This window comes from Mesorhizobium sp. M4B.F.Ca.ET.214.01.1.1, assembly GCF_004791545.1.
Lineage (GTDB): Bacteria > Pseudomonadota > Alphaproteobacteria > Rhizobiales > Rhizobiaceae > Mesorhizobium > Mesorhizobium abyssinicae.
On sequence record NZ_SRUX01000002.1, the window covers coordinates 394,187 to 419,375 of the forward strand.

At 63.4% G+C, this 25,189-nt stretch carries 22 protein-coding genes, 1 tRNA gene and 1 pseudogene; 12 read left to right on the plus strand and 12 right to left on the minus strand.

What is annotated here, in order from left to right; genetic code table 11:
• Window positions 1–123: 123 nt before the first annotated feature.
• From EN857_RS05240 to rpoZ, 4 genes are all read right to left on the minus strand, one after another.
• Entirely contained in the window at window positions 124–504 is a 381-nt protein-coding gene (locus EN857_RS05240; RefSeq protein WP_127392456.1) for a VOC family protein, read from the minus strand.
• A gap of 78 nt (window positions 505–582) precedes the next feature.
• Window positions 583–1,161, minus strand: a complete 579-nt coding sequence (gene pyrE / locus EN857_RS05245; protein ID WP_127286186.1) for an orotate phosphoribosyltransferase — start codon at window positions 1,159–1,161, stop codon at window positions 583–585.
• A gap of 32 nt (window positions 1,162–1,193) precedes the next feature.
• Complete coding sequence (locus tag EN857_RS05250; RefSeq protein WP_127286185.1) at window positions 1,194–3,422, minus strand: bifunctional (p)ppGpp synthetase/guanosine-3',5'-bis(diphosphate) 3'-pyrophosphohydrolase; 2,229 nt, start codon at window positions 3,420–3,422, stop codon at window positions 1,194–1,196.
• Window positions 3,423–3,550: 128 nt separating this feature from the next.
• The gene (gene rpoZ, locus EN857_RS05255; protein WP_127286184.1) at window positions 3,551–3,952 is read right to left on the minus strand and encodes a DNA-directed RNA polymerase subunit omega; all 402 of its coding nucleotides are present in this window, start codon (window positions 3,950–3,952) and stop codon (window positions 3,551–3,553) included.
• Between the two features lie 305 nt (window positions 3,953–4,257).
• Here rpoZ and EN857_RS05260 point away from each other — a divergent pair, with 305 nt between their 5' ends.
• Window positions 4,258–4,839, plus strand: a complete 582-nt coding sequence (locus EN857_RS05260) for an NYN domain-containing protein (RefSeq protein WP_127286183.1) — start codon at window positions 4,258–4,260, stop codon at window positions 4,837–4,839.
• Complete coding sequence (locus EN857_RS05265) at window positions 4,836–5,507, plus strand: uracil-DNA glycosylase (RefSeq protein WP_187331194.1); 672 nt, start codon at window positions 4,836–4,838, stop codon at window positions 5,505–5,507. Before EN857_RS05260 ends, EN857_RS05265 begins: the two co-directional genes overlap by 4 nt.
• Here the strand turns inward: EN857_RS05265 and EN857_RS05270 are convergent.
• From EN857_RS05270 to dapA, 3 genes are all read right to left on the minus strand, one after another.
• Window positions 5,476–6,222, minus strand: a complete 747-nt coding sequence (locus tag EN857_RS05270; protein ID WP_127392507.1) for a GH25 family lysozyme — start codon at window positions 6,220–6,222, stop codon at window positions 5,476–5,478. The genes EN857_RS05265 and EN857_RS05270 overlap by 32 nt on opposite strands.
• An 82-nt stretch (window positions 6,223–6,304) precedes the next feature.
• Window positions 6,305–6,784: an SsrA-binding protein SmpB gene (gene smpB, locus EN857_RS05275; protein WP_127283034.1), complete on the minus strand. Its 480-nt coding sequence runs from the start codon at window positions 6,782–6,784 to the stop codon at window positions 6,305–6,307.
• A gap of 150 nt (window positions 6,785–6,934) precedes the next feature.
• Window positions 6,935–7,816, minus strand: coding sequence for a 4-hydroxy-tetrahydrodipicolinate synthase (gene dapA / locus EN857_RS05280; protein WP_127283033.1), 882 nt, complete (start codon window positions 7,814–7,816; stop codon window positions 6,935–6,937).
• A gap of 302 nt (window positions 7,817–8,118) precedes the next feature.
• On the opposite strand from dapA, the gene EN857_RS05285 reads away from it, so the two are divergent.
• Together EN857_RS05285 and EN857_RS05290 are read left to right on the plus strand one after the other, a co-directional pair.
• The gene (locus tag EN857_RS05285; RefSeq protein ID WP_128346273.1) at window positions 8,119–10,161 is read left to right on the plus strand and encodes a lytic transglycosylase domain-containing protein; all 2,043 of its coding nucleotides are present in this window, start codon (window positions 8,119–8,121) and stop codon (window positions 10,159–10,161) included.
• 87 nt (window positions 10,162–10,248) lie between these two features.
• Window positions 10,249–11,133, plus strand: coding sequence for an alpha/beta hydrolase (locus EN857_RS05290; protein ID WP_127392508.1), 885 nt, complete (start codon window positions 10,249–10,251; stop codon window positions 11,131–11,133).
• 158 nt (window positions 11,134–11,291) lie between these two features.
• On the opposite strand, the gene EN857_RS05295 is transcribed toward EN857_RS05290, so the two are convergent.
• From EN857_RS05295 to EN857_RS05305, 3 genes are all read right to left on the minus strand, one after another.
• Window positions 11,292–12,365, minus strand: a complete 1,074-nt coding sequence (locus tag EN857_RS05295) for a site-specific integrase (protein WP_127283030.1) — start codon at window positions 12,363–12,365, stop codon at window positions 11,292–11,294.
• 241 nt (window positions 12,366–12,606) lie between these two features.
• Window positions 12,607–13,740 (minus strand): porin, encoded by a 1,134-nt coding sequence (locus tag EN857_RS05300; protein ID WP_127392509.1) that lies wholly within the window; start codon window positions 13,738–13,740, stop codon window positions 12,607–12,609.
• A gap of 244 nt (window positions 13,741–13,984) precedes the next feature.
• Window positions 13,985–14,075: transfer RNA gene (locus EN857_RS05305), tRNA-Ser, on the minus strand.
• A gap of 453 nt (window positions 14,076–14,528) precedes the next feature.
• Here EN857_RS05305 and EN857_RS05310 point away from each other — a divergent pair.
• Window positions 14,529–15,701, plus strand: coding sequence for a porin (locus EN857_RS05310; RefSeq protein ID WP_127283028.1), 1,173 nt, complete (start codon window positions 14,529–14,531; stop codon window positions 15,699–15,701).
• A 665-nt stretch (window positions 15,702–16,366) separates the two neighbouring features.
• Here EN857_RS05310 and EN857_RS05315 read toward each other — a convergent pair.
• A complete protein-coding gene (locus EN857_RS05315) occupies window positions 16,367–18,046 on the minus strand; it encodes a sulfotransferase (protein ID WP_127283027.1) in 1,680 nt (559 codons plus the stop codon).
• A gap of 210 nt (window positions 18,047–18,256) precedes the next feature.
• Here EN857_RS05315 and EN857_RS05320 point away from each other — a divergent pair, with 210 nt between their 5' ends.
• The 5 genes and pseudogenes from EN857_RS05320 to EN857_RS05340 all read left to right on the plus strand — a co-directional run bounded on the left by EN857_RS05320 (window position 18,257) and on the right by EN857_RS05340 (window position 22,330).
• Window positions 18,257–19,369, plus strand: coding sequence for a pyridoxal phosphate-dependent aminotransferase (locus tag EN857_RS05320; RefSeq protein WP_127283026.1), 1,113 nt, complete (start codon window positions 18,257–18,259; stop codon window positions 19,367–19,369).
• A 96-nt stretch (window positions 19,370–19,465) separates the two neighbouring features.
• Window positions 19,466–19,750, plus strand: a complete 285-nt coding sequence (locus EN857_RS05325; RefSeq protein ID WP_127283025.1) for an acylphosphatase — start codon at window positions 19,466–19,468, stop codon at window positions 19,748–19,750.
• 119 nt (window positions 19,751–19,869) lie between these two features.
• A pseudogene (locus tag EN857_RS05330) lies at window positions 19,870–20,325 on the plus strand (HlyD family efflux transporter periplasmic adaptor subunit); the annotation flags it as partial.
• Window positions 20,326–20,466: 141 nt separating this feature from the next.
• Window positions 20,467–21,114 (plus strand): TetR/AcrR family transcriptional regulator, encoded by a 648-nt coding sequence (locus EN857_RS05335; RefSeq protein WP_135858073.1) that lies wholly within the window; start codon window positions 20,467–20,469, stop codon window positions 21,112–21,114.
• A gap of 52 nt (window positions 21,115–21,166) precedes the next feature.
• Window positions 21,167–22,330, plus strand: coding sequence for an isovaleryl-CoA dehydrogenase (locus EN857_RS05340; protein WP_127394009.1), 1,164 nt, complete (start codon window positions 21,167–21,169; stop codon window positions 22,328–22,330).
• 17 nt (window positions 22,331–22,347) lie between these two features.
• On the opposite strand, the gene EN857_RS05345 is transcribed toward EN857_RS05340, so the two are convergent.
• Window positions 22,348–22,740, minus strand: a complete 393-nt coding sequence (locus EN857_RS05345; RefSeq protein WP_127394008.1) for a hypothetical protein — start codon at window positions 22,738–22,740, stop codon at window positions 22,348–22,350.
• Window positions 22,741–22,985: 245 nt separating this feature from the next.
• On the opposite strand from EN857_RS05345, the gene EN857_RS05350 reads away from it, so the two are divergent.
• Window positions 22,986–24,593 carry a carboxyl transferase domain-containing protein gene (locus EN857_RS05350; protein WP_127394007.1) on the plus strand — a complete coding sequence of 536 codons (1,608 nt, stop codon included), beginning with the start codon at window positions 22,986–22,988 and terminating at the stop codon, window positions 24,591–24,593.
• A 1-nt stretch (window position 24,594) separates the two neighbouring features.
• Entirely contained in the window at window positions 24,595–25,125 is a 531-nt protein-coding gene (locus EN857_RS05355; RefSeq protein ID WP_135858075.1) for an O-acetyl-ADP-ribose deacetylase, read from the plus strand.
• Window positions 25,126–25,189 lie beyond the last annotated feature (64 nt).

Here is a 25,189-nt window from a genome sequence, read left to right on the forward strand (position 1 = left end):
ATTTGCCGGCTATGCAACTATACCGCTTGCCTCGAGTGCCCTGTCGAAGCGGAATTGTCCTCAGCCTTGGCGAGATAGAGCTTCGTCACATCACTATCCGCCAGACAATCTGGCCATTCTGGCTTAGGTGAGGTACTCGCTGACTTCGACCAGATTGTCGTCCGGATCGCGGAAATAGATTGACATCATCGGCCCGCGCGCGCCGGTTCGCTCGACCGGCCCGACCTCGATGGCGACGTTGCTGGCCGCCAGGCTGGCGCAGATCTCGGCAAGCGGACTTGCCGCGACGAGGCAGAAATCGCCGGCGCCGGCCGTCGGCGCCTTGGCCTTCGGCTCGAAGCTGCGGCCGACCTCGTGCAGGTTGATCTTCTGCGATCCGAACAACAGCGCGGTCGGCCGGTTCGGTTCGTCGAGGCGCTGGAGACCGAGCACGCGCTGGTAGAAGGCGCAGCTCGCTCCCACCGAGCGCACCGTCAGCACGAAATGGTCGATGCCGGCGATCATAGCTGCGCCGCGGCCGACGGACGCTGCCGAAGAGATTCAAGCAACGCGCTCAAGCGCTTGTTTTCACGCATGGCCGCATCAGATGTTGCGGCTGCCGGGCTTGACGGCCGGGATGGCGGCCAGCTCCGGCGGCAAGCGGTCGGCCGGATAGGCCGGAACCTCGTATTCGGCGAGCGCGACCAGCGGCACGCCGACATCGGTCTTGCCGGCCGAACGGTCGATGATGCAGGCGGCCGCCGCCACCTCGGCGCCAAGCTCGCGCAGGCAGTCGATGGTCTCGCGGATCGACAGGCCGGTGGTGACGATGTCCTCGACGATGACGACGCGCGCGCCCCTGGCGATCTCGAAGCGGCGCAGCCTGAACTCGCCCCCTTCCCGCTCGACCCAGATCGCCGGGACGGCGAGATGGCGCGAGGTCTCATAGGCCGGAATCAGCCCGCCGATCGCCGGGCCGACGACATAGTCGATGCGGCCGGGAACGGCCTTGCGGATCTTCTCGGCCAGCGCCTTGCACAGGCGCTCGGTCTTGTCGGCATGCATGAAGACCCTCGCCTTCTGCAGGAACACCGGGCTGCGCAGGCCCGACGTCAGGATGAAATGTCCCTCCAGGACGGCGCCAGCCTCGCGGAAAATGCCCAGCACTTCGTCGGTGTTCATTTCATTCCCCCATTATTCTTCTAACCATGATGTCAGCCGTTGACGCGCCTTGCATCGCTGACGCTCGAATTGTCCTTGAGCTGCGAGAGCAGCCGGTTCAGGTGCTTGAGGTCCCAGACCTCGAGATCGATCAGCATTTCGGTGAAGTCGGGCGCTGTGCGCACCATCGACAGCGTGTGGATGTTGGCATCGTTGGCGGCAACGACCTGGGCGATGTCGGCCAGCGATCCCGGCGCGTTGATGGCGGTGACCGAGACGCGTGCCGGGAAGCGCTCCTTTGTGCGCTCGTCGATGTCCCAGCGCACGTCGATCCAGCGCTCGGGCTGATCGTCGAAGGCCTGCAGCGCCGGCGACTGGATCGGATAGATGGTGATGCCGGTGCCCGGCTGGATGATGCCGACGATCCGGTCTCCGGGCACCGCCCCTTCCGGTGCGAAGCGCACCGGCAGGTCGCCGCGCACGCCGCGGATCGGAACCGCCCCGTCGCGCGGCTGGTCCTTGTCCTTGCGCGCGGCGCGGCCCGGCATCTGGAACAGCATGCCGGCGGCGTTGCGGATCTTCGACCAGCCCTCCTCGCGCTGCTTGGGGGCGGCGACGGTGACGCGCTCGTCCTTGTAATCGGGGAACACCGCCTTCATGACGTCCGTCGAGGCCAGTTCGCCGCGGCCGACCGAGGCCAGCACGTCGTCAATGTCCTTGCGCGCCAACCGGTGCAGCACCGGCTTCAGGCTCTCCTTGGTGAAGGTCCTGCCGGCACGCTCGAAAGCGCGCTCGAGGATGCGGGCGCCGAGGCCGGAATATTGCTTGCGGATGGCGTTCTTGGTGGCGCGGCGGATGGCGGCGCGCGCCTTGCCGGTGACGACGACCGATTCCCAGGCGGCCGGTGGCACCTGCGCCTTGGAGCGGATGATCTCGACCTCGTCGCCGTTCTTCAATTCCGTCATCAGCGGCATGATGCGGCCGTTGACCTTGGCGCCGACGCAGGTGTCGCCGACATCGGTGTGGACGGCATAGGCGAAGTCGATGGGGGTGGCGCCGCGCGGCAGCGCGATCAGCATGCCCTTCGGCGTGAAGCAGAACACCTGGTCCTGGAACAGTTCCAGCTTCGTGTTCTCGAGGAAATCTTCCGGATTGTCGCCCTCGGCCAGTTGCTCGATGGTGCGCCGCAGCCAGGCATAGGCGTTGGTCTCCTTCGAGATGGCGTGGCCGGCGCCGTTCGTCTTGCCGCCTGTATCCTTGTAGATCGAATGCGCGGCGACGCCATATTCGGCGATCTTGTTCATCTCGCGGGTGCGGATCTGCAACTCGACGCGCTGGCGCGACGGGCCGACGATGGTGGTGTGGATCGAGCGGTAGTCGTTCTGCTTCGGCGTCGAGATGTAGTCCTTGAAGCGACCGGGCACCATCGACCATGTCGTGTGGATGGCGCCGAGCGCCCTGTAGCAATCCTCGAGCGTATCGACGACGACACGGAAGCCGAAGATGTCGGAGAGCTGCTCGAAGGACAGCGCCTTGGCTTCCATCTTGCGGAACACCGACCAAGGCTTCTTCTGTCGGCTCTTCACGCTGGCCTTGATGGCATGTTTCTCGAACAAGGCCGACAGCGCCTTTTCGATCTCGGTCAGCACGTCCTTGTTGCGCTCGAATATCTCGGCAAGCCTGGCCGTGACGGCGCGGTAGGCTTCCGGATTGATGTAGCGGAAGGCGATCTCCTCCAGCTCCTCGCGCATACCCTGCATGCCCATGCGGCCGGCGAGCGGCGCATAGATATCCATCGTCTCCTCGGCGATGCGCAGGCGCTTGGCTTCCGGAACATGGTCGAGGGTGCGCATGTTGTGCAAGCGGTCGGCGAGCTTGACCAGCAGCACGCGCACGTCCTCGGAGATCGCCAGCAAGAGCTTGCGCAGGTTCTCCGCCTGCTCGGCCTTCTTGGAGACGAGATCGAGCTTCTTGAGCTTGGTCAGGCCCTCGACCAGCTTGCCCATTTCGGGGCCGAACAACTCGTCGATCTCGGCCCTGGTGGCGGTGGTGTCCTCGATCGTGTCATGCAGCAGGGCGACCGCGATCGTCGCCTCGTCCATGTGCATTTCGGTGAGGATGGCGGCGACTTCGAGCGGATGCGAGAAATAGGGATCGCCGGAAGCGCGCTTCTGGTGGCCATGCTTCTGCATGGCGTAGACATAGGCCTTGTTGAGCAGCGCCTCGTTGACGTCAGGCTTGTAGCGCTGGACGCGCTCGACAAGCTCATACTGACGCATCATGGGCAGGATCTCGCGGTGCTGAAATGAATCATGCGCCGCAATGGGATGCGGCGCATGTCATAGATAGCCACGAAACTGCCTGGACGGAAGTGCCGGAAAAATGTTCCGGGCAGGTCCAGGAAACTCTCTCAGTAGTCGTCGCTCTTCTCAGGCGGCACAAGGCCTTCGATGCCGGCCAGCAGGTCTTCCTCGGTCATGCGGTCGAAGGCGATGTTGTCCTCGGCGTCGTCGGTATCGGTCGCAGCGACGGCAGCGCCCGTCTGGTCGGCGATCGCCTCGCCATCGGCCTCCGGCTCGTCGACTTCGACATGCTTCTGCAGCGAGTGGATCAGGTCTTCCTTGAGGTCGTCGGGCGACAGCGTCTCGTCGGCGATCTCGCGCAGCGCGATCACAGGGTTCTTGTCGTTGTCGCGCGGCACGGTGATCTGCGCGCCCTGGCTGATCTGACGGGCGCGGTGGCCGGCCAGGAGCACCAGCTCGAAGCGGTTGTCGACCTTGTCGATGCAATCTTCAACGGTTACGCGGGCCATGAATTGCCCCTTTCATGCGATGGATTTGACGGAAAACAGGCGCGGTCCATAACCTGAACGCCGCCAAAATACAAGCTTCTTGGCAATGCCGATCCGCCTCCCGGGGGATTATCCGGCTCGGCATGGGCAAGGCCCGCGGCGATCCGGCGCCGATCACAATTGCTTGCGAGGGGCCGACACAGCTTGGATTGCCGTAAAACTGGCGCTATCTCGGATAAGAAAGGCCGTGTGGTCCATTGACGGGCCGCGGGCATAGTCGCCGACGCTTTTAGACGACCGCCTATTTTGAAAAAAGGACATTTTCCATGTTCGACCCTCGGGAAAAAATCGCGCTTTTCATCGACGGTGCCAATCTCTATGCCACCTCGCGGGCGCTCGGCTTCGACATCGACTACCGCAAGCTTCTGTCCAGCTTCCAGAAACGCGGCTATCTGCTGCGCGCCTACTACTACACCGCGCTGGTCGAGGATCAGGAATATTCCTCGATCCGGCCGCTGATCGACTGGCTCGACTATAACGGCTTCAAGGTGGTGACCAAGCCGGCCAAGGAATTCACCGACTCGACCGGCCGCCGCAAGATCAAGGGCAATATGGACATCGAGCTCACCGTCGACGCGCTCGAGCTCGCCGACGTCGTCGACCACTATGTCATCTTCTCCGGCGACGGCGATTTCCGCACATTGGTCGAGGCGCTGCAGCGCCGCGGCCGCAAGGTTTCGATCGTCTCGACCATGGCCTCGCAGCCGCCGATGATCTCGGACGACCTGCGCCGCCAGGCCGACCATTTCATGGACCTGATGAGCCTGAAGAACGAAGTCGGCCGCGATCCCTCCGAACGGCCGGTGCGCAGGCCCGAACCGGCCGAAGTCGACGAGGACGACTATTGACGGCGGCGGCCTTGGTGGCCGCGCCCTCCCCCGAACCCGGTCGCGACTGCCCACTCTGCCCGCGGCTGCATGATTTCATCGCAGACTGGCGGCGGCGCGAGCCGTCCTGGTTCAACGCGCCGGTGCCTACTTTCCTGCCGCCGGAGGGTGAGGACGCCGTGCGGCTGCTCATCGTTGGGCTGGCGCCCGGACTGCGCGGCGCCAACCGCACGGGGCGGCCCTTCACCGGCGACTATGCCGGCGACCTGCTCTACGGCACGCTGATCGCGCACGGCCTGGCGCGCGGCGAGTTCAAGGCAAGGCCCGACGACGGACTAGAACTGGTGCAGACGGCGATCACGAATGCGGTGCGTTGCGTGCCGCCGGAGAACAAGCCGGTCGGCGGCGAGATTGCCACCTGCCGGAGTTTTCTGGTGCCGACGATCGGACGCTTTCCCAATCTGCGCGCTGTCCTGGCGCTCGGCTCGATCGCGCATCAGTCGACGGTGCGGGCGCTGGGCGGGCGCGTCGCCGCCCATCCGTTCCGGCACGGCGGACGGCACGAGGCCGGCGGCATCGCGCTGTTCTCCAGCTACCATTGCTCGCGCTACAACACCAACACGGGCGTGCTGACGGAATCAATGTTCGTCAATGTGTTCAAGGAGATCGCGGCGTTTCTGGAGGAGTAGATTCGGAAACCCGCGTGGCGAATAGCTCAGCCAGTTTGTCCGCCCCACCCTGCAGCACGTTCAGGTCGACGTCGCCTTCGATGCCGTCGACGCGACCCCGGTTGTGGTACTGCCAGTAGATCCAGTCGTCCTCGCCCGGCCGCATGGCCAACGAGCGCAGCCAGCGCGGGCGAACTGCGATATGCGCCGAATAGGCCTGCGCCGCCTCATCGGTGAGATAGACGATCGCCGGCTTGCCGAAGGTGGCCTCGACCGGGCCGAGAAAGGCCTGTAGCTCGGCCCTCAACTGTTCGGGCGACGGCCGCTGCGGGCAGTTGCCGCCGAATTCGATGTCGACCACCGGCGGCAGCAGCGGCTCGCCGCGCGGCACCACCGAGATGAAATTCTTCGCCTGGTCGGCGCCCGGCCGGCAGAAAGTGAAAAAGTGGTAGGCGCCGACCGCCAGACCGGCGGCGCGCGCCTCGCGCAGGTTGGCGGCGAAAGCATCGTCGACATGATCGCCACCTTCGGTCGCCTTGATGACGGCGAAGGCGACGTCGTCGGCGGCGACACGCCGCCAGTCGATCCGGCCTTGGTGATGGGAGACGTCGATGCCCCTGACGGGGAACCGGTCGCGATCGGGAGAGAAGGTGTGGAAGTAGATGAACCCGCCCGCTGCGACGACGCACGCCAGGACAAGGCTGGCCAGGACCCAGAGGACGATCCGCTTCTTCAAGACTATCCCCCGATGTCGGCTCTTCATGTCCGGAAGCTGAAGGCCGACTGTTGGCTTTTTTCAGGCCAGCGCCGGAGATTTTTCAGCCGCGTTGCTTGAGAAGGCGGCCCTTCTCGCGCGACCAGTCGCGCTGCTTTTCCGTCTCTCGCTTGTCGTGCAGCTTCTTGCCACGGGCGATCGCAAGCAGCAGCTTGGCGCGGCCGCGATCGTTGAAATAGATCTTGAGCGGCACCAGCGTCATGCCTTCGCGATCGACGCTCTGCGACAGCTTCGCCATCTCGCGCTTGGAGAGCAGAAGCTTGCGGCGCCGGCGCGGCTCGTGGTTGAAGCGATTGGCCTGCAGATATTCCGGCAGATAGGAATTGATCAGCCAGATCTCGCCGCCCTCGGCAGAGGCATAGGATTCCTGGATGTTGGCCTGGCCCTGGCGCAGCGATTTGACCTCGGTGCCGGTCAGCACGAGGCCGGCCTCGAGCGTGTCGAGCACCTCGTAGGAGAACCGTGCCTTGCGGTTCTCCGCAACGGTCCTGTTGTTGGGATCGGCTTTTTTGACTTGATTCATGACGTCCAGGTCCGTTTCGAAACCCGCTCCTGCGAGTCAGATGACGGTGTCACCGAGAACCGGAGCGGAGCGTACATATAGTACGTGAGCACCGGAAGCGCAGGTGGCGCCTTCAGATGGCCGCAGGAGTGGAGTTTCCAAACGGGCTCGTTAGTTTATCAAGCCGGCATGCTTCATCGCCTGGTCGATCTTCTCGGCCGTCGAGGCCTCGATCGTGACCAGCGGCGAGCGCACGACGTTCTCGACCTTGCCCAGCTTCGACAGCGCGTATTTGGCGCCGCACAGGCCGGGCTCGATGAAGATCGCCTTGTGCAGCGGCAGGAGCCGATCCTGCAGGTCGAGGGCCTTGGCGCTGTCGCCGGAAAGCGTCGCTTCCTGGAATTCGGCGCAGAGCCGCGGCGCGACGTTCGACGTCACCGAGATGCAGCCGACGCCGCCATGGGCGTTGAAGCCCAGCGCCGAGGCGTCCTCGCCCGAGAGCTGGACGAAATCCTTGCCGCAGGTGGCGCGCTGCTCGGAGACGCGCTCGACCTTGCCGGTGGCATCCTTGACGCCGACGATGTTCTTGAAGTCGTGCGCCAGCCGCCCCATCGTCTCCGGCGTCATGTCGATCACCGAGCGCGGCGGGATGTTGTAGATGATGATCGGCAGCTTGGTCGCGCGGGCGACAGCGGCGAAGTGCTCATAGAGGCCGCGCTGCGTCGGCTTGTTGTAATAGGGCGTGACGACCAGCGCGGCATCGGCGCCGGCCTGCTCGGCAAATTGCACCAGGCCTACAGCTTCCTCGGTGTTGTTGGAGCCGGCGCCGGCGACGACCGGAGCGCGGCCCTTGGCGACCTCGATGCAGACCTTGACCACCTGGCGGTGCTCGTCATGCGACAGCGTCGGCGACTCGCCGGTGGTGCCGACCGGGACGAGGCCCGTGGTGCCTTCGGCGAGCTGCCATTCGATGAAGGCGCGAAAGGCTTTCTCGTCGAAACGCCCGCTCTTTTCGAACGGTGTAACGAGCGCGGTAAGCGAGCCTCTCAGCATGTCGTCCAACTCCTTGGGACTTCGTTGGTTATGCATGTCGTTGCCCCAAAACCGGTATCCACTTTGGGGCGGCATGCATTGGTGTTTTGTCGGTCGGTCTATCGTGCGCGCCTTCTAGCCGAAAGCGAAGCCGCGCACCATAGTCTCGACATGGTTCACCGGCAAGCATTGCCATGGTGCCAGCAAGCGCAAATCGAACGACCTCGATAACCTTTTGTTTACGGGCTCTTCACGACCTATGTTTAGGCTTCGATGCGTCTTGGCCTGCTGGTAATGTGCTCGAACAGGAAATGACGAACCCCATGTCAGGCCGGCGGCCCCGTCTTTTCGCGTTTCTTGGCGCGACGCTTGCGCTGATGCCGGCCGCGGCGATCGGCGGCGGCGTCGACGTTGCGGTGACGTCGGCCCTCCCGGTAGCGCCCTTGGCCTATCAGGGCCGCCCGGACGCGCCGACATCGCCTTTCGCCGACGTCGCGATTTTGAAGGGCGGTCTCGACAGGCTGGCGGCCAACGACGTTGCCGGCGCGCGCCCGGTGCGCGAGGTCTTGCCGGCCAATTCGCTCGACCGCCACATCCTGGCCTGGGCGATCGCGCTCTATGGCGGCGACCGGGTGCCAAGCGGCGATATCGCCGACGCCGCGCAGATGCTGCCGAACTGGCCGGGCACGATCGCGCTGCGCAAGAACAGCGAACGCGCGCTCTATCGCGAGAATCCCTCCCCGCAAGTCGTGGTGAAGGCGTTCAAGGGCAGCCAGCCGTTGACCCCCGAAGGCGTGATCATCCTTGCCCGATCCTATGTCGCGCTGGGCAACCTCAATGCAGCGCGCTCGGTGCTGTCGCCGTTCTGGCGCACGGAAAGGCTGGAAGCCAGGGACGAGGCGACCATCATCAAGGAGTTCGGCGCGCTTATCCCCGCCGCCGATCATCGCTTCCGCATGGAGCGCATGTTCTATGCCGACCGGGTGAGTTCGGCGCTGCGCGTCGCCGCGCTTGCCGGCGCCGAGCCGCTCGCCGAGGCCTGGGCGGCCGCCGGCCGCGGCGACAGGAACACGGCCAAACTGCTCAACGCCGTGCCGGCCGCGCAGCGCTCGGCCGGCTATTTCTTTGCCGAGGCCGAATATCTGCGCAAGCAGCAGAAGTTCGCCGACGCGGCCGCGATCGTGATGAAGGCGCCGACCGACCGCGAGTCGCTGGTCGATCCCGACGCCTGGTGGGTGGAGCGCCGGGTGCTGTCGCGCGAGTTGGTCGACCAGGGCGACATGAAGACCGCCTACAAGATCGTCTCCATGCACGCTGCCGAAAGCCCGGCCAGCGCCGCCGAGGCCGAGTTCCATGCCGGCTGGTACGCGTTGCGCGGCCTCAACGATCCGGCCACCGCCGCCGCCCATTTCACTCGCATCGCCGACCTCGCGCAGGGACCGATGTCGCTGTCGCGCGCGTATTATTGGCTTGGCCGCACGGCCGAAGTGGGCGGGCCCGGCGACGCGAAGACGTATTTCACCCGCGCGGCTGCCTATGGCACCACATTCTACGGCCAGCTCGCCGGCGAGCGCGTGGGCTTGAGGACCCTCAACATCGCCTATCCGCAGCCAAGTGCCGCCGACCGACAGAATTTTGCCGGCCGCGAGGCCGTCAGCGCCATCAAGCGTCTGCAGGAGGCCGGCTATGACCGCTATGCCGAGACGCTTTACCGCGATCTCGCCGGGCAGTTGACCAGCCCCGGCGAACTCGCGCTGCTCGCAGTGCTCGCCGAAAAGCAGGGCAACCATTTCATGGCACTGAAGGTCGGCAAGATCGCCGCCCAGCGCGGCATCGACGTCGGCGCGCTGTCGCACCCGCTGGGCGTCATCCCCGACACTGCCGATATTTCCGGCTCCGGCAAGGCGCTGGCCTATGCGATTGCCCGCCAGGAGAGCGAATTCAATATCGGCGCGGTCTCCAGCGCCGGTGCGCGCGGACTGCTGCAATTGATGCCGGGCACCGCCAGGCAATTGGCGAAGAAGGCCGGACTGACGTTCTCGCAGACGCGCCTGACCAGCGATGCCGGCTACAATGCGACGCTTGGCGCTGCCTTCCTCGGCGAGCAGCTCGACCGTTTCAGCGGATCCTATGTGCTGACCTTCGCCGGCTACAATGCCGGCCCCAACCGCGCTGCCCAGTGGGTGGCCAAATATGGCGACCCGCGCGGCAAGGACGTGGACGCCGTCGTCGACTGGATCGAGCGTATTCCCTACACTGAAACAAGAAGCTACGTGCAGCGCGTGATGGAGAATTACGAGGTCTACAAGATGCGTATTTCCGGCAAGTACGACATCGTCGGAGACCTGGTGAACGGGCGCAGTTGAGCCCTTCCTTCCCTCAGCCATTTGACCGCCCCTGCCCTCGCCTGTAGCACTCGCGCACGAATCGGCAATGGCGAGGGACGTGTCCGCATGCCAGGCGAAGCTTTCTCCGACTTTTTCTATGACGCGCCGGATGGGCTCCGGCTTCACGCCCGCATCTATGGCGAAGTCAATTCGGGTCGTTGGCCGGTCGTCTGCCTGCCCGGCCTCACCCGCAACGCGCGCGACTTCCACGAGTTGGCGCTCCACCTGTCGAGACGGGCCGGGCGCAAGGTCGTGGCCTTCGACTATCGCGGGCGCGGGCAATCGGCCTATGACCCCGACATCGGCCACTACAATGTGGGCATCGAAGCCGGCGATATCCTGGCCGGGCTGGCCGCGCTCGGCATCGAGGAAGCGGGCTTCATCGGCACGTCGCGCGGCGGGCTGATCATCCATGTGCTCGGTGCGATCGCGCCGGCCGTGCTGAAGGCCGTGGTGCTCAACGACATCGGCCCGGTGATCGAGACGCAAGGCCTCGCCCATATCCGTTCCTATCTCGATGGCGCGCCGAAGCCGAAGACATTCGCCGAGGCGCTCAACGCGCAGCGCGAGGTGCACGGCGGTGACTTTCCGGCGCTCGCCGAAGCGGACTGGGAACGGATGGTGTCGGCGCTCTTTCGCGAGACCGACGTGGGGCTGATGCCGGATTTCGACCCAAGGCTGGTCGACATGCTGGCCGGTCTCGACTTCGGCAAGCCGCTGCCCGATCTGTGGCCGCAATTCGAGGCGCTGGCCGCCGTGCCGCTGCTTGCCATACGCGGCGCAAACTCCAAGCTGCTGTCATCAGCAACGCTTGAGGAGATGCGAGAACGACATCCCGGCATGGAAGCAATCACGGTCGAGGGCCAGGGTCATGCGCCGTTCCTCGAAACGGGCACCTTGCCTATCGCCATCGCCGCGTTCCTGGATCGGGCGGAAATTCAAAAGAAGTAATCCCAAGCTCAAAATCGGCTACCGAGCTATTTTTGCAGTATAGAAACGCTTAAAAAGACAATCGCTTCCGGAAAATGGCGGCGACCGATTCTGACCATCGGCGCCGCCCTCATCCGCCTTCGGCACCTTCTCCCCGTGAACGGGGAGAAGGACTCAAGCTAGTTGGCCCTGAAGCTTTTCCTGGAGACCTTCACGGCGGCCGCTTCGCTCTTCGGCTTGCGCGCCGGCTTTGAGGATGTGGGCGTGGTCACGGGCGAGGAAAACATGGAGTTTTCCGCGCCCTTCGTCGCCCCGTCGCAGCGCGGCGTTTCCAGCACGAAGACGCAGCCGTCGAGGTCGTTGGTGGCTAGATGCGCGTAGCGCATGGTCATCGACAGCGTCTGGTGGCCGAGCCACATCTGCACGCGCCTGATGTCGATGCCGCCCTGGACGAGTCGAGAGGCGCAGGTGTGGCGCAAAATATGCGGCACCACTTGCTCGTCGGCAGCAAGGCCGACCTCGGCCTTCGCCTCGTTCCAGATGGCGCGGAATTGCGCCTGGCTGAATCTGGTGAAGGGGCCCTTGGGACGGCGTCCCTCGGTGACCGGCAGCTTGATCACTTCCTTGACGCGGGCGGTCATCGGAATGGTACGGCTGCGGCCGGACTTGGTGATCCAGAAGGAGACGCGGTGCTCCTGGATGTCGTTCCAGATCAGGCCGAGCGCCTCGCCCAAGCGGCAGCCGGTATCGACAAGGAAGACGGAGAGCCGGTAAGCGTCCTCGCTGCGGCTCCTGATTGCGGCGAACAGCCTCGCCTCTTCGTCCTTTTCGAGGAAACGAATCCGTCCCGCCCGCTCCTTCTGGCGGCGGAACTCGGGCAGGCTGTGAATATCCCCCATCTTGTGAGCCTTGCGCAGCAGTTTGCTGAGAGCAGCCATCTTGCGATTGATGGTTGCGTTGCTGTTGCCGCGCTGGCGCAGGGTTCCGATAAGGTTGTCCAGGGTGCTTTGGTCAAAAGCGCTGAAACGCTCCCCGAGGAGAATCTCATCGATTTCGCCGATGAAAGAGCTGACATTGTATTTATGTCGCCCATCATCCCAGAGTATATCCCGATATGCTGAAAACAGCTCTCCGACCCGGTACGACTTTACTTCTCTTATCTTGTTATAGCTGTATTTTATTTTTGCAGTTTGAGAAGAAAAGATCGCGAAATGGTCAGAGGGCACCCCCTCTTGAATCGCTTCGTTCGTCATTTTTTTGACCACACCCCCGAGTGGAAAGGCGACACCTATCCGCTTGGAAGCGTCCTTTCAAGAGTTAAGTCTGACAAATCCGATTTCACCCGCCAGAGGGCGGGTCCCACGAAACCGTTCCGCAGACTTCCGTTCAGCTATCGAACCCCCTCTTCCTTCTGTTCACCCTGCCCGTCACGAAAACAAAACAGCCCGGGCGTTGAAGCGCCCGGGCTGGATTTTACCTGTGGACAACCAGCCCTTAGAACGAGCGCTGGAAGCGGAGGATACCGCCGACGCCGTCGCTGCTGCCGTGCCAGTCGCTGTCGGCCTTGTTGAAGTAGTCAACTTCGGCCGTGACAGTGAAGCCGGGAACCACATCGTAAGCGACGTTGGCAGCGAGACCGAAGGTCTTGCCATCGTCATACGACGCCTGCACGTTGAACGAGGCCTTCTCGTTGAACTTGTAGCTGGCGCCGCCCCAGACCGCCCAGCTGCCGTCCCAAAGCTTGAAGAAGCTGTGGCCGGTGTTCGGATCGGTAACGTCGGAGTCGCTTCCGTAGCCGGCCATCACGAACGCCGAGATTGCGTCGTTGACGGTGACGTCCAAGCGAGCCTTGCCAGCCCAGGATTCGTAGTTGCTGTCGTAACCAACGACGCCGCTGATGGAACCCCAGCCCTGCGTGTACTTCACGCCGCCGACGACATGCGGAACGTAGCTGTCGATCGTGTCGGCGCCAGCGCCCTCTTCGAGCGAGACCACGGCCGAGAAGCCGTTGCCGGCGTCGAAGTAGTACTGGACGACGTTGGTGTCGAACGAGCCGTAGGGGACGAGGGTATCGTCGATGACGTTGCCGGCATAGCCGTTGAACGTGTTGAAGGCCGATTCGTCCTTACCGACGCGCAGGCCACCGAGCTGGATCCAGGCGAAGTTCAGCGAGGGCGTCTTGTTGTGCGCCTGCCAGCCGGCCGGATCGTAGCCGGCGGGGAACGGGGCCGCCTGGTCATCATAGTCGCCCGAGCCGTTGCCGAAGTTGAAGCGGGTCTCGGTGAAGGTCTTCAAGGTGCCGAGCTCGGTTTCCTGGTTGGTCCAGGTCTTCAGCGTGAAGCGGGCATTCTTGTAGTAGGTGTCGTTGCGATCGGTCGGATCCAGGTGATCCGGAACATTCTGCACACCTTCGCGATCACCCACGCCGATGTCGTAACGGACAAAGCCGCCGATGCGCAGGCAGGTTTCGGTACCGGGGATGTAGAAGTAGCCCGAGCCGTACACGTCGCAGATCTTGACGTATTCAGCCGGTTCCGGCTCGGCGACGACAACGGCGTCGGCGGCGCGCGCACCGGAAACTGCGATCAGGGCCGCAGCTGAGCCGAGAAGAAGGCTCTTGATGTTCATTTTCTGACCTCCAGTCAGAATCGAACGAGCTGGCGGAACCGGGCGCAAGCATTTCGACATTAACACATTGATATTGCTATGCTTTAAAAGGACATTACGAGATTCTGCATCAGCCGCAGGAGGTCGACTCCGCTGTCGTCGTAGTCATCACATGCGAAGGCGAATCGCAAACGGGCATCGTCGATTCTGCTTTATGAGGGATTCGCGGAGTTGGTCCTGCGCAGCTGCGCGGCGCGAAACAGGATGGCGGAGAGGATGGGATTCGAACCCACGAGAAGCTTTTGACCTCTACTCCCTTAGCAGGGGAGCGCCTTCGACCACTCGGCCACCTCTCCGTTGCGCCGCTGGATAAAGAAAAGCTTCGGCACAATCAACAAGCCGGCGTCATTATCGCGGAAAAATCGGTTCCTGGCAGTGATGCCGCCTCGCCATGCGGCGATTCTGCGGCAATTCCCTGGCTGGCGACTCGGGCATGTGCGCCGCAATTCGGTCTGCACGGCGCCGGATTCGGGCCGTTTGCAAGGGGTGCGAGCGCCTCGATAGTTAACGAGAGCTTTCTGAGTGAGGCCAAATCGTGTCATTTGTGCAACAACGCTCGGGGATAGCGTCCGGACAGCCCGTCCGTCGGCACGATCGTGGTTGAACCCCGCCGCCTCATGGGTAAAGTCGAATTTGAAGGAGCGGCGCGGTGCGCATCTTTTTCGGTTAGTGGGGATGGGGCAGGGAACGCTGTCCTTCAGCAAAGAATACCCAGACCCGTTTTTTAACTTTTGACTGGAGGTCAGAAAATGAACATCAAGAGCCTTCTTCTCGGCTCAGCTGCGGCCCTGATCGCAGTTTCCGGTGCGCGCGCCGCCGACGCCGTCGTCGTCGCCGAGCCGGAACCGGCTGAATACGTCAAGATCTGCGACGTGTACGGCTCGGGCTACTTCTACATCCCCGGCACCGAAACCTGCCTGCGCATCGGCGGCTATGTCCGCTACGACATCGGCTTCGGCGACGTCGGCGCGTTCACAGGCGCTGAGTCCGTCGACCACCAGGATGGTGACGTGCAGGATACCTGGTACAAGAATGCCCGCTTCACGCTGAAGACCTGGACCGGCCAGGAAACCGAGCTCGGCACCTTGAAGACCTACACCGAGACCCGCTTCAACTTCGGCAACAACAATCGGCACGCCACCCCTGATGATCCGGCCACCACGACCATCGATGAAACCGATAGCAATCCCGCCGGCGGCAAAGGCATCTCGCTGAACTTCGCCTGGATCCAGCTCGGTGGCCTGCGCGTCGGTAAGGACGAATCGGCCTTCAACACGTTCATCGGCTACGCCGGCAACGTCATCAACGATACGCTGGTTCCGTACGGCGGTTTCGACACCAACGTCATCCAGTACTACTTCGACGCTGGCAACGGCTTCTCCGCCGTCCTCTCGCTCGAAGAAGGCTCGGGCGTCGTCGGCACGATCGACAGCTACGTTCCGCATGTCGTCGGCGGTCTGAAGTACACGCAGGGCTGGGGCGCCATCGCCGGCGTCGTCTCCTATGACAGCAACTACGAGGAAGTGGCCGGCAAGGTCCGCTTGGACGTCAACGCCACCGACGCGATCTCGCTGTGGGTCATGGGCGGCTACGGCACCGACGACAACCTCAACGATGACGCCGGCAATGCGATCGACGCTGGCGGCCGCGGCTTCTACAAGCAGTGGAGCGGCAACTGGGCTGTGTGGGGCGGCGGCACCTACAAGTTCAACGAGAAGACCTCGTTCAACGCTCAGCTCTCCTATGACGAAGGCAAGAACTTCGGCGTTGCGGCGAATATCGCCTACGACGTCGTTCCCGGCTTCACCGTCACGGCCGAGGTCGACTACATCAACGTTGGCGAGGATACCGTCTCCGATTGGACCGATGCCCGGCAAGAAGACGCCATCGGCGGTATGCTCCGCTTCCAGCGCTCGTTCTAATCAGCAGCGTCTGACCGAAATCGAACCCGGCGGGCAACCGCCGGGTTTTTTCGTCTTCGGGCGACAGCGCGCCAGACTCTTTCTGGAACCGCGCCCCGTCCCGTCGCGCAGCTTGCACCGGTCAATCCGGCACGCTGGCAAGAAGGCCCTTTTTCTTAACGAGCCTCTGCCATGCGCCTGCGCCCTCCCCTTACGTTGGCGGTCTCCTCCGCTTCCAGCGCTCGTTCTAACAGGCACGGCCTGACTGAAATTAGAACCCGGCGGGCAACCGCCGGGTTTTTTGAATTAGGAGATCCGACTATCAAGGTCGTGCTATCCGCGAGGAGCGAAGCGCGCGCGGAATCCGAGGGTGGCCTCTAAGTGCCACCGCGGAACTGGGTTCGCGGCGCCAGAGGACAGCGCCCGCGCCTCTTGCCGGCCATGTTCCCCGCAAGGCCCCGCAAGGTTAGATTGGATGTCGCGAAGTGCCTTTGCCAGTCTTCGGCTTCGAAGAAGGCGTGCCGAGGCAGACGGCTACCGATCTCGCCCTTGCCGGGTGAGGTGGTTGGCAGGCCAGAGAGGGTGAAACTCGACGGCGGGGCACCAGGTTCTGAACCGCGGCGCCCGCTTCGCATTCGCTCCGCTCCAGGAGGTCATGGTGGCTGCGCGTTGACCGCGAATGTTTCTTAAAGTTCAGCCAGATCTCCCAAGGCTTCAATCAATGGCTGGATTCTGCCTTCATAGTTCTTCCAGTGCTTGACTGACGACTTGTAGATCGGCTGGCGAACTTGCCAGCGACTGATTGTCCTGACCGAGCCCGCCTTGTCGAAAAAGCGAAGGCAGGCATCATTCCAAGGCAGGCCAAGATGGTCTATAAGACGGCGCGATTGCCTCTCCTGATCCGAAATGAGATCTTCATAGCCGTTCTCAAAAATTCGCCCGGGCAGAACCGTGTTCCAATGGCGCATAAGGCGATCATACTCGCGGTAGTACAGACCCAGGGTTTCCAGATCGCAACTGAAATTATGGCCTTCCTGAAGGTTTGAAAAGAAGCAAGAAAGACAATTGTCGATTGCGTCACGCCTGCAGTGAATAATCCGAGCATTTGGAAACAGAATCGCAATCAGCCCGACCAGCTCGAAATTGTGGGGCAGCTTGTCGACAATGTACGGAGCGTTTGCCGAATAATGACGCAGGTAGGACAGATATTCTTCTGCCAGCGCTTGAGATTGCGGGATCGTCATCGACCTTACCCACTGGCCGAAAGACTCCCCCGACCTGAGACTTAAGCCGATAGAGGCCGCCATTCGCCCCAGTTTCGTAAGCTCTCCGGCCCCGTGAACTTCCGGGTGGCTCGAGCAGATTTGCTCAGTCAAAGTTGTACCCGAGCGCGGCATACCCAAGATGAAGACGGGCACCTCGGACGGATTTCCATAAGCTGCTTTGTCTGCCAACAGCTGCGCATCGAACACGCCGATGAGCGAATCAACCCGCTTGCGATAGAAATCAATGTCGAACTCACGGGCCTTGAGCGCCTTGCCCTTCAAGAAATGATCCATCGCCTGGTCATAACGCCCCAGGTCGTTCAGGATCTTCCCCGCCGCCAGGTGAAGCAGACTCGACTCACCCGAGGAAATCGCGCTGTCGCCGAGTTCATTCAGGATTTGGCCGAGTTCGGGAGTCTCGGCAGAAAATTTTCGAGTGTTTGCAAAGGCAATGTAGCCTGCAGACACATTCACGCGCCCGGCAATGGCTTCGTTCAAATAGGTTGTTGCCTCGTCCATCCGTCCGAGGCCTATGAGTGCACTCGCAAGGCCCAAACCGGCGAGCGGATGATTGCGATCGATCTTCAGCGCTTTTTCATAGAGAGGCAAAGCCATTTCAGCCTTGTCAAACCTGCCGTATGCCTCGCCCAGCCGGCAAAGCGCCTCAACCAGATCCGGTTTCAGTTCACAGGCGCGCTGCAAGTGCTGAATCGCCAACGGGTGATCATTAACTTTCAGATAGGCTTCTCCAAGACTAAGCCGATAATAAGGGTTCCTCGGTTCCCGTGCCGCTGCACGCGCCAAAAACTTGATGGCCAACTCATCATCGACGCCAAGCCCGAGCGTGCCGAGAATGTACAGCGCAAGCGGATGGTTGCGCGTGCGCGCCAGGACGCGATGACAGAGCTCCTCGGCCTCCGCCAGCCGCTCAGCCTTTTGCAGTTCGAGCGCCTGTCGCAGCATCAGGTCGTCGGCCTGCGCACGCGACGGCGTTGGCTGCAACGGCCTTGCCTGCGGCGGCTTTGGCTGCGGCTGTTTGGCCGGTGGCGTGGACAGGCCCTTGAGATGCTTGGACCAGGCGGGAGGCAGCCGATTATTCATCTTGCCTCGCTAGCAAAATCGACCTGCGAAATCCAGCATTAGACTAGAGAAGGAACTCGCGGTGGGAGCTGAGCACTGGACATTTCCAGCCAGAGGCGTGCTGCTCCCCTCATCCACAAGCTAGCGCCGCCATTTCCCCCTGCCGGCAACTTGCGCGGCCTACCCGTCCACGCTAGCAAGAAGGCCCCTTTTCTCGACGAGCCTCTTGCCATGCGCCTGCGCCCTCCCCTTACGCCGCTTATCGCCGCGCTTCCCTCGACGGTGCCGTTTGTCGGCCCGGAGGCGCAGGAGCGTGACCGCGGCCGTCCGTTCCGCGCCCGTATCGGCGCCAATGAGAGCAGCTTCGGGCCCTCTCCGCGCGTCATCGCCCGCATGGAAAGCGTCGCGCGCGACCAGTGGATGTATTGCGACCCCGACAATTTCGACCTCAAGCAGGCCGCGGCCGCCCATCTCGGCGTCGGCGCCGAGAATGTGGTTGTCGGCGAAGGCATAGACGGGCTGCTCAGCCTGGTGGCGCGCATGTATGTGGCGCCTGGCGACGCGGTGGTGACCTCGCTCGGCGCCTATCCGACCTTCAACTTCCATGTCGCCGGCGTCGGCGGAAGGCTGGTCGCGGTGCCCTACGAGAACGACCGGGAAAGCCTGGACGATCTGCTCGCGGCGGTGGTCCGCGAAAAGGCGCCGCTGGTCTATCTCTCCAATCCCGACAATCCGATGGGCAGCTGGTGGGAGGCCGCCGAGATCATCCGCTTCATCGAGGCGCTGCCGGAAACCACCATGCTGGTGCTGGACGAAGCCTATGGCGAGCTCGGGCCTGCCTCGGCGCTGCCGCCGATCGACGTGTCCCGGCCCAACGTCGTCCGCATGCGCACCTTCTCCAAGGCCTATGGGCTGGCCGGCATACGCTGCGGTTACGCGGTCGCCGAGCCCCAGGTGATCCGTGATTTCGAGAAGATCCGCAACCATTACGGCGTCAGCCGCATGGCGCAGATCGCCGGCGTCGAGGCTCTGGCCGACCAGGCCTTTCTGGAAAGCGTGGTGACGCGCGTCGCCGCCGGCCGCCGGCGCATCGCCGCAATCGCCGAGGCGAACGGGCTGAAGCCGCTGCCTTCGGCGACCAACTTCGTCACCATCGACTGCGGCAGCGACGGCGCCTTCGCCCTGAAGGTGCTGCAGGGCCTCCTGTCGCGCGACGTGTTCATCCGCAAGCCGATGGCGCCCGGGCTAGACCGCTGCATAAGGGTCAGCGTTGGCCTCGACCACGAGCTCGACATCTTCGCCGAAGAATTGCCGGGCGCGCTCGCGGCCGCCCGGGGTAACTAGCAGCAGCCGCTCGGCGGCTCGACCGCGTCGATACCGGGTTGCCTTTGGCCGGCCACATGCCCAGATTCTGCAAGGCGAAGGCGGAAGGTTGGTAGGATGCAGGGCAGGCAGCGCGCCGTGCGGGCACGCATTTCCGGCAAGGTGCAGGGCGTCAGCTATCGTGTCTGGACGCGCGGCGAGGCGATGCGTCTCGGCCTGACCGGCTGGGTGCGCAACGAACGCGACGGCTCGGTGACGGCGCTGATCGCCGGCGCCGATGGCGCGGTCACGGCCATGATCGAGCGGCTTTGGCAAGGGCCGCGCGGGGCCTCGGTCGCGAAGGTCGAGATCGCGGAAAGCGCCGGCGACGACGCGCCAGGCGACTTCCGAATCGTCACCTGACCGAATGCTGCAGCAAGCTCGGCAGCGGCCTCGAACCCAGGCTCGACATCCTCACGAGGACTGCCCAACAATGCGGCGCACGACATATGTGTGTATGTTCTGATTTGTTTCCTTTAGCGCTGAAGCAGATCGACATCCGCGCGCCGCAGTCGGGGCGCGTGCACCAATTGGCGGTACACACGATCGGCGGGGTCATCGCGCCCGGCGAGGCGATCATGCAGATCGTGCCGACCGCCGACGCCCTGGTGGTCGAGGCGCGTGTCGCTCCGCAGGACATCGACCAGGTCCGCGTCGGGCAGCCGGCCGCGCTTCGCCTCTCGGCGTTCAGCCAGCAGACCACGCCGGAGGTCGAGGGCCAGGTGGACCGGATTTCGCCCGACCTTATCGAAGACCAGAAGGCTGGCGTGGCCTATTACGCCGTGCGTATCGCGCTGACACAGAGCAGTCTGAAACAAGCCGGACAGCTCGAGCTGAAACCCGGCATGCCGGCCGAGGTTTTTCTGAGGACAGGCGAGCGCACGGTTCTCTCCTACCTGCTGAAGCCTTTGACCGACCAGGCGAGCCGCGCCTTCCGCGGCGACTGCGGCTCCGGCCCGATCGACCTCGCCGCTGTTGCGGTCGATCCTGCCTTTTACCGCACTGTTCGAGGCGCCCTTTCCTTCTCCCTTGAATTAATTGAACGTTCGTTTTATTATTGACGCAAAAAGGGAAGCGGAATGGCGCGCACGACGGGTTCCGATGGCGAAAAGACCGAGGCTGCCGTCCGCGAAGCGGCGGTCGGCCTGATCGCGCGCCTCGGCTACGAGGCGATGTCGATGCGACTGCTGGCTGCGGAAGTCGGCGTGCAGGCCGCCGCGCTCTATCGCTACTTCCCGACCAAGGAAGACCTGCTGTTCACGCTGATGCGCGAACACATGGAAGGGCTGCTACACGCCTGGGACGCGGCGCGCCCAGCCGGCGCCGACCCGGTCGCCCGGCTTGCCGCCTATGTCGAGAACCACATCGCCTTCCACATCGCGTGCCGCTCCGCCACGCATGTCTCCAACATGGAGCTGCGCAGCCTTTCGCATGACAGGCTGACGCTGATCCTCAAGCAGCGCACGGCCTATGAGAAGGAACTCCGCGCCATCCTGCGCGACGGCGCCGAGGACGGCGTCTTTGCGATCGACGACATCGGGCTCACCGCCATGGCGCTGATCCAGATGATGACCGGCGTCATCGTCTGGTTCCGGCCGGGCGAGCGGCTGTCGATCGCCGAAGTCACCACATCATATCTTTCGATGACAATGCGCCTGGTCGGCGCGACAATCAGCCAAGGCACCGCGCGTCCCTCCGGGCGCGCCAGGGACGTCGTGGCGCTCTGAGTTTCACGCATGATCCCCCGCGAGGATCGGGGCATGCGCAGGGAGGAACGGCATGTACACGAACACGCTGAGCTTCGGGCTCGATCAGGACATCGAGGCGCTGCGCGACCTTGTGCGGCGCTTCGCGCAGGAGAAGATCGCGCCGATCGCGGCCGAGATCGACCGCGCCAACGAATTCCCGGCGCATCTGTGGGCCGAGCTTGGCGCGCTCGGCCTCCTCGGCATCACCGCCGATCCGGATTTCGGCGGCACTGGCATGGGCTATCTCGCCCATGTCGTGGCGGTGGAGGAGATTTCGCGCGCCTCGGCCTCGGTCGGCTTGTCCTATGGGGCGCATTCCAATCTCTGCGTCAACCAGATCAATCGTTGGGCAACGCCGGCGCAGAAGGAGAAATACCTCCCTGCCCTCTGCTCGGGCGAGAAGGTCGGCGCGCTGGCGATGTCGGAATCGGGTGCCGGATCGGACGTGGTGTCGCTCCGGCTGCGCGCCGAAAAGCGCAACGATCGCTATGTGCTCAACGGCTCCAAGATGTGGATCACCAACGGGCCCGACGCAGAGACGCTGGTGGTATATGCCAAGACCGATCCGGATCGCCATTCGCGCGGCATCACCGCCTTCATCATCGAAAAGGATTTCGCCGGTTTCTCGGTTGCGCAGAAGCTCGACAAGCTCGGCATGCGCGGCTCCAACACCGGCGAACTGGTGTTCGAGAATGTCGAGGTGCCGTTCGAGAACGTGCTGCATGAGGAAGGACGCGGCGTCGAGGTTCTGATGTCGGGCCTCGACTACGAGCGCGCGGTGCTGGCCGGCGGGCCGATCGGGCTGATGGCGGCCTGCCTCGACGTGGCGGTGCCTTATGTGCACGAACGCAAGCAGTTCGGTCAGCCGATCGGCACCTTCCAGCTGGTGCAGGGCAAGCTCGCCGACATGTACGCGACGATGAACGCCGCGCGCGCCTATGTCTATGCGGTGGCCGCAGCCTGCGACCGCGGCGAGACCACGCGCAAGGACGCCGCCGGCTGCGTTTTGTTCGCCGCCGAGAAGGCAACGCAGATGGCCCTCGATGCGATCCAGCTGCTCGGCGGCAATGGCTACATCAACGATTATCCGACCGGCAGGCTCCTGCGCGACGCCAAGCTCTACGAGATCGGCGCCGGCACCAGCGAAATCCGCCGCTGGCTGATCGGGCGCGAGATCATGGCGGAGGGGGTGTGATGGTCCCCTTCGCCATCTCAGCCGAAGGCCTTGGGCAGGTCGTCGGTCGGCTTGGCGACGATCTGATGCGCATCGCGCCACAGAATCTCGCGCTGGCGCGCCGACGTTATCGACCGCACTGGCAAGCCGCCCTCCTCGATCAGCCAGGCGCAATAACGCGCGCGGCTGATCGCCTCCCTGGCGTCCGGATGGAACCAGCAGACGCCCCAGATCGAATTCCGGCGCTTGAAATGCCGGCCAACCCTGCCAGGAATGGGCAAATGCCGATTGAACCAGCCGAACTGATCCTCCAGTTCGTCATGGATCCAGTCCGGGCAGCCGTTCCGGTACAGATACCAGGACGCATGGAAAAAGCCGGTCTCCACCCGGCTCTTCGGATGGATCAGCGGCGTTACAAACCGCAAATACATTGTGACACCCACAGCGCTTGCGGGCGCCGTGTTCCTCTTGCTCAAATTCGGGACGTGGAAAGCCGCCCTTCGGCGGCGTCAGGCCATGGCCGAAGGGAGACATCTGGTGAAACGCATATCCATGCCTTTCATCGTCGCCTCCTGAGGGTGTCACTACAAAAAAGGATGCCATGCTTGGCGCGAGGCATCCGGGCGCGGGCTGTTACACTGGTTCCGTCGCGGCATCAAGAGGTGTGAGGAACAACGTGGCCACATTGCAATCCCAGATCTCCCCCGTCTCCGACACCTTCCGCGCCAATGCCGAGCGCATGCGGGCGCTGGTCGCCGACATTTCCGAGAAGGCTGCAAGCATCGAACGCGGCGGCTCGCACGAGGCGCGCGAGCGCCATCTCGGGCGCGGCAAGCTGTTGCCGCGCCAGCGCCTGGCGCAGTTGCTCGACATCGGCTCGCCCTTCCTCGAGATCGGCCAGTTCGCGGCATGGTCGATGTATGGCGAGGACATTCCGGCCGCCGGCCTCATCGCCGGCATCGGCCGCGTCGAGGGCACGGAGGTGATGGTCGTCGTCAACGACGCCACGGTGAAGGGTGGCACCTACTATCCGCTGACGGTGAAGAAGCACCTGCGCGCGCAGGAGATCGCGCTGCAGAACAACCTGCCTTGCGTTTATCTGGTCGATAGCGGCGGCGCCAATCTGCCCAACCAGGACGAGGTGTTTCCCGACCGCGAGCATTTCGGCCGCATCTTCTACAACCAGGCCAACATGTCGGCGGCGGGCATCCCGCAGATCGCCTGCGTCATGGGCTCCTGCACTGCGGGCGGCGCCTATGTGCCGGCAATGTCGGACGAGACGATCATGGTGCGCAACCAGGCGACCATCTTCCTCGGCGGCCCGCCGCTGGTGAAGGCGGCGACAGGCGAGGATGTCAGCGCCGAGGAGCTCGGCGGCGCCGATGTCCACACAAGGCTTTCCGGCGTCGCCGACCACTACGCAATGGACGACGAACACGCGCTGGCCATTTGCCGGCGCATTGTGAAGAACCTCAATCGGAACAAGGCGGTAAGCCTGAACTTACAGAAACCGATTCCGCCGCTTCACGATCCGCATGAGCTCTACGGCATCGTGCCGACGGACCTGCGCCAGCCCTATGACGTGCGCGAGGTGATCGCGCGCACCGTCGACGGCTCGGAGTTCGACGAGTTCAAGCAGAATTATGGCACCACCTTGGTTACCGGCTTTGCCCATCTGCACGGCATGCCGGTCGGTATCATCGCCAACAATGGCGTGTTGTTTTCGGAGAGCGCGCTGAAGGGCGCGCATTTCATCGAGCTCTGCTGCCAGCGCGGCATTCCGCTGGTCTTCCTGCAGAACATCACCGGCTTCATGGTCGGCAGGAAATACGAGGCCGGCGGCATCGCCAAGGACGGCGCCAAGCTGGTGATGGCGGTCGCCACCGCCAGGGTGCCGAAGGTGACGATGATCATCGGCGGTTCGTTCGGCGCCGGCAATTACGGCATGTGCGGGCGGGCCTACTCGCCGCGTTTCCTGTGGATGTGGCCGAATGCGCGCATCTCGGTGATGGGCGGCGAGCAGGCGGCGACGGTGCTTGCCATGGTCAAGCGCGAGGGTATCGAGCGCAAGGGCGGCGAGTGGAGCGCCGAAGAGGAAGCGAAATTCAGGAAGCCCATCCTGATGAAATACGAGCATGAGGGTCATCCGCTCTATTCCTCGGCGAGGCTGTGGGACGACGGCATCATCGACCCGGCGAGGACGCGCGAGGTCCTGGCGCTCAGCCTGTCGGCCGCGCTCAATGCCGACATCGAGGAGACGCGCTTCGGCGTGTTCAGGATGTGAGATGAGCGCTCCCGGCGACAGGCTCCGCATCCATACCGGCGACATCACCAGGCTCGCGGTCGACGCCATCGTCAACGCCGCCAATTCGTCGCTGCTCGGCGGCGGCGGGGTCGACGGCGCCATCCATCGCGCGGCGGGGCCTGAACTCCTGGCGGAGTGCCGCACGCTCAACGGCTGCAAGACCGGCGATGCAAAGCTGACCAAGGGCTACCGGCTGCCGGCGCGCTACGTCATTCACACCGTCGGGCCGGTCTGGCAGGGCGGTGGCAAGGGCGAGGCCGAACTGCTCGCCTCCTGCTACCGGCGCTCGCTGGAGATTGCCAGCGCCCATGATTGCGGCACGCTTGCCTTTCCGGCGATCTCAACCGGCATCTACGGCTATCCGAAGGACAAGGCGACGGGGATTGCTGTCGGCAGCGTGAGCGATTTCCTCAGCCGGAACGCGATACCGGAAGCCGTCATCTTCTGTTGCTTCGACGAGCAAACAGCGGAACTATACCGAGAGGCCGTTGCTGCGGTCGGTGGAGTCTGAACTTCATGGACCAATCATATAATTTTCGAACTCAAATAGGATTTTTCGATACCGGGCTGGTCGC

Coding starts and splice junctions, on each gene's coding strand:
- EN857_RS05240 (WP_127392456.1), bottom strand. CDS start 504: ATGATCGCCGGCATCGACCATTTCGTGCTGACGGTGCGCTCGGTGGGA.
- pyrE (WP_127286186.1), bottom strand. CDS start 1,161: ATGAACACCGACGAAGTGCTGGGCATTTTCCGCGAGGCTGGCGCCGTC.
- EN857_RS05250 (WP_127286185.1), bottom strand. CDS start 3,422: ATGATGCGTCAGTATGAGCTTGTCGAGCGCGTCCAGCGCTACAAGCCT.
- rpoZ (WP_127286184.1), bottom strand. CDS start 3,952: ATGGCCCGCGTAACCGTTGAAGATTGCATCGACAAGGTCGACAACCGC.
- EN857_RS05260 (WP_127286183.1), top strand. CDS start 4,258: ATGTTCGACCCTCGGGAAAAAATCGCGCTTTTCATCGACGGTGCCAAT.
- smpB (WP_127283034.1), bottom strand. CDS start 6,784: ATGAATCAAGTCAAAAAAGCCGATCCCAACAACAGGACCGTTGCGGAG.
- dapA (WP_127283033.1), bottom strand. CDS start 7,816: ATGCTGAGAGGCTCGCTTACCGCGCTCGTTACACCGTTCGAAAAGAGC.
- EN857_RS05285 (WP_128346273.1), top strand. CDS start 8,119: ATGTCAGGCCGGCGGCCCCGTCTTTTCGCGTTTCTTGGCGCGACGCTT.
- EN857_RS05290 (WP_127392508.1), top strand. CDS start 10,249: ATGCCAGGCGAAGCTTTCTCCGACTTTTTCTATGACGCGCCGGATGGG.
- EN857_RS05295 (WP_127283030.1), bottom strand. CDS start 12,365: ATGACGAACGAAGCGATTCAAGAGGGGGTGCCCTCTGACCATTTCGCG.
- EN857_RS05300 (WP_127392509.1), bottom strand. CDS start 13,740: ATGAACATCAAGAGCCTTCTTCTCGGCTCAGCTGCGGCCCTGATCGCA.
- EN857_RS05310 (WP_127283028.1), top strand. CDS start 14,529: ATGAACATCAAGAGCCTTCTTCTCGGCTCAGCTGCGGCCCTGATCGCA.
- EN857_RS05315 (WP_127283027.1), bottom strand. CDS start 18,046: ATGAATAATCGGCTGCCTCCCGCCTGGTCCAAGCATCTCAAGGGCCTG.
- EN857_RS05320 (WP_127283026.1), top strand. CDS start 18,257: ATGCGCCTGCGCCCTCCCCTTACGCCGCTTATCGCCGCGCTTCCCTCG.
- EN857_RS05325 (WP_127283025.1), top strand. CDS start 19,466: ATGCAGGGCAGGCAGCGCGCCGTGCGGGCACGCATTTCCGGCAAGGTG.
- EN857_RS05335 (WP_135858073.1), top strand. CDS start 20,467: ATGGCGCGCACGACGGGTTCCGATGGCGAAAAGACCGAGGCTGCCGTC.
- EN857_RS05340 (WP_127394009.1), top strand. CDS start 21,167: ATGTACACGAACACGCTGAGCTTCGGGCTCGATCAGGACATCGAGGCG.
- EN857_RS05345 (WP_127394008.1), bottom strand. CDS start 22,740: ATGTATTTGCGGTTTGTAACGCCGCTGATCCATCCGAAGAGCCGGGTG.
- EN857_RS05355 (WP_135858075.1), top strand. CDS start 24,595: ATGAGCGCTCCCGGCGACAGGCTCCGCATCCATACCGGCGACATCACC.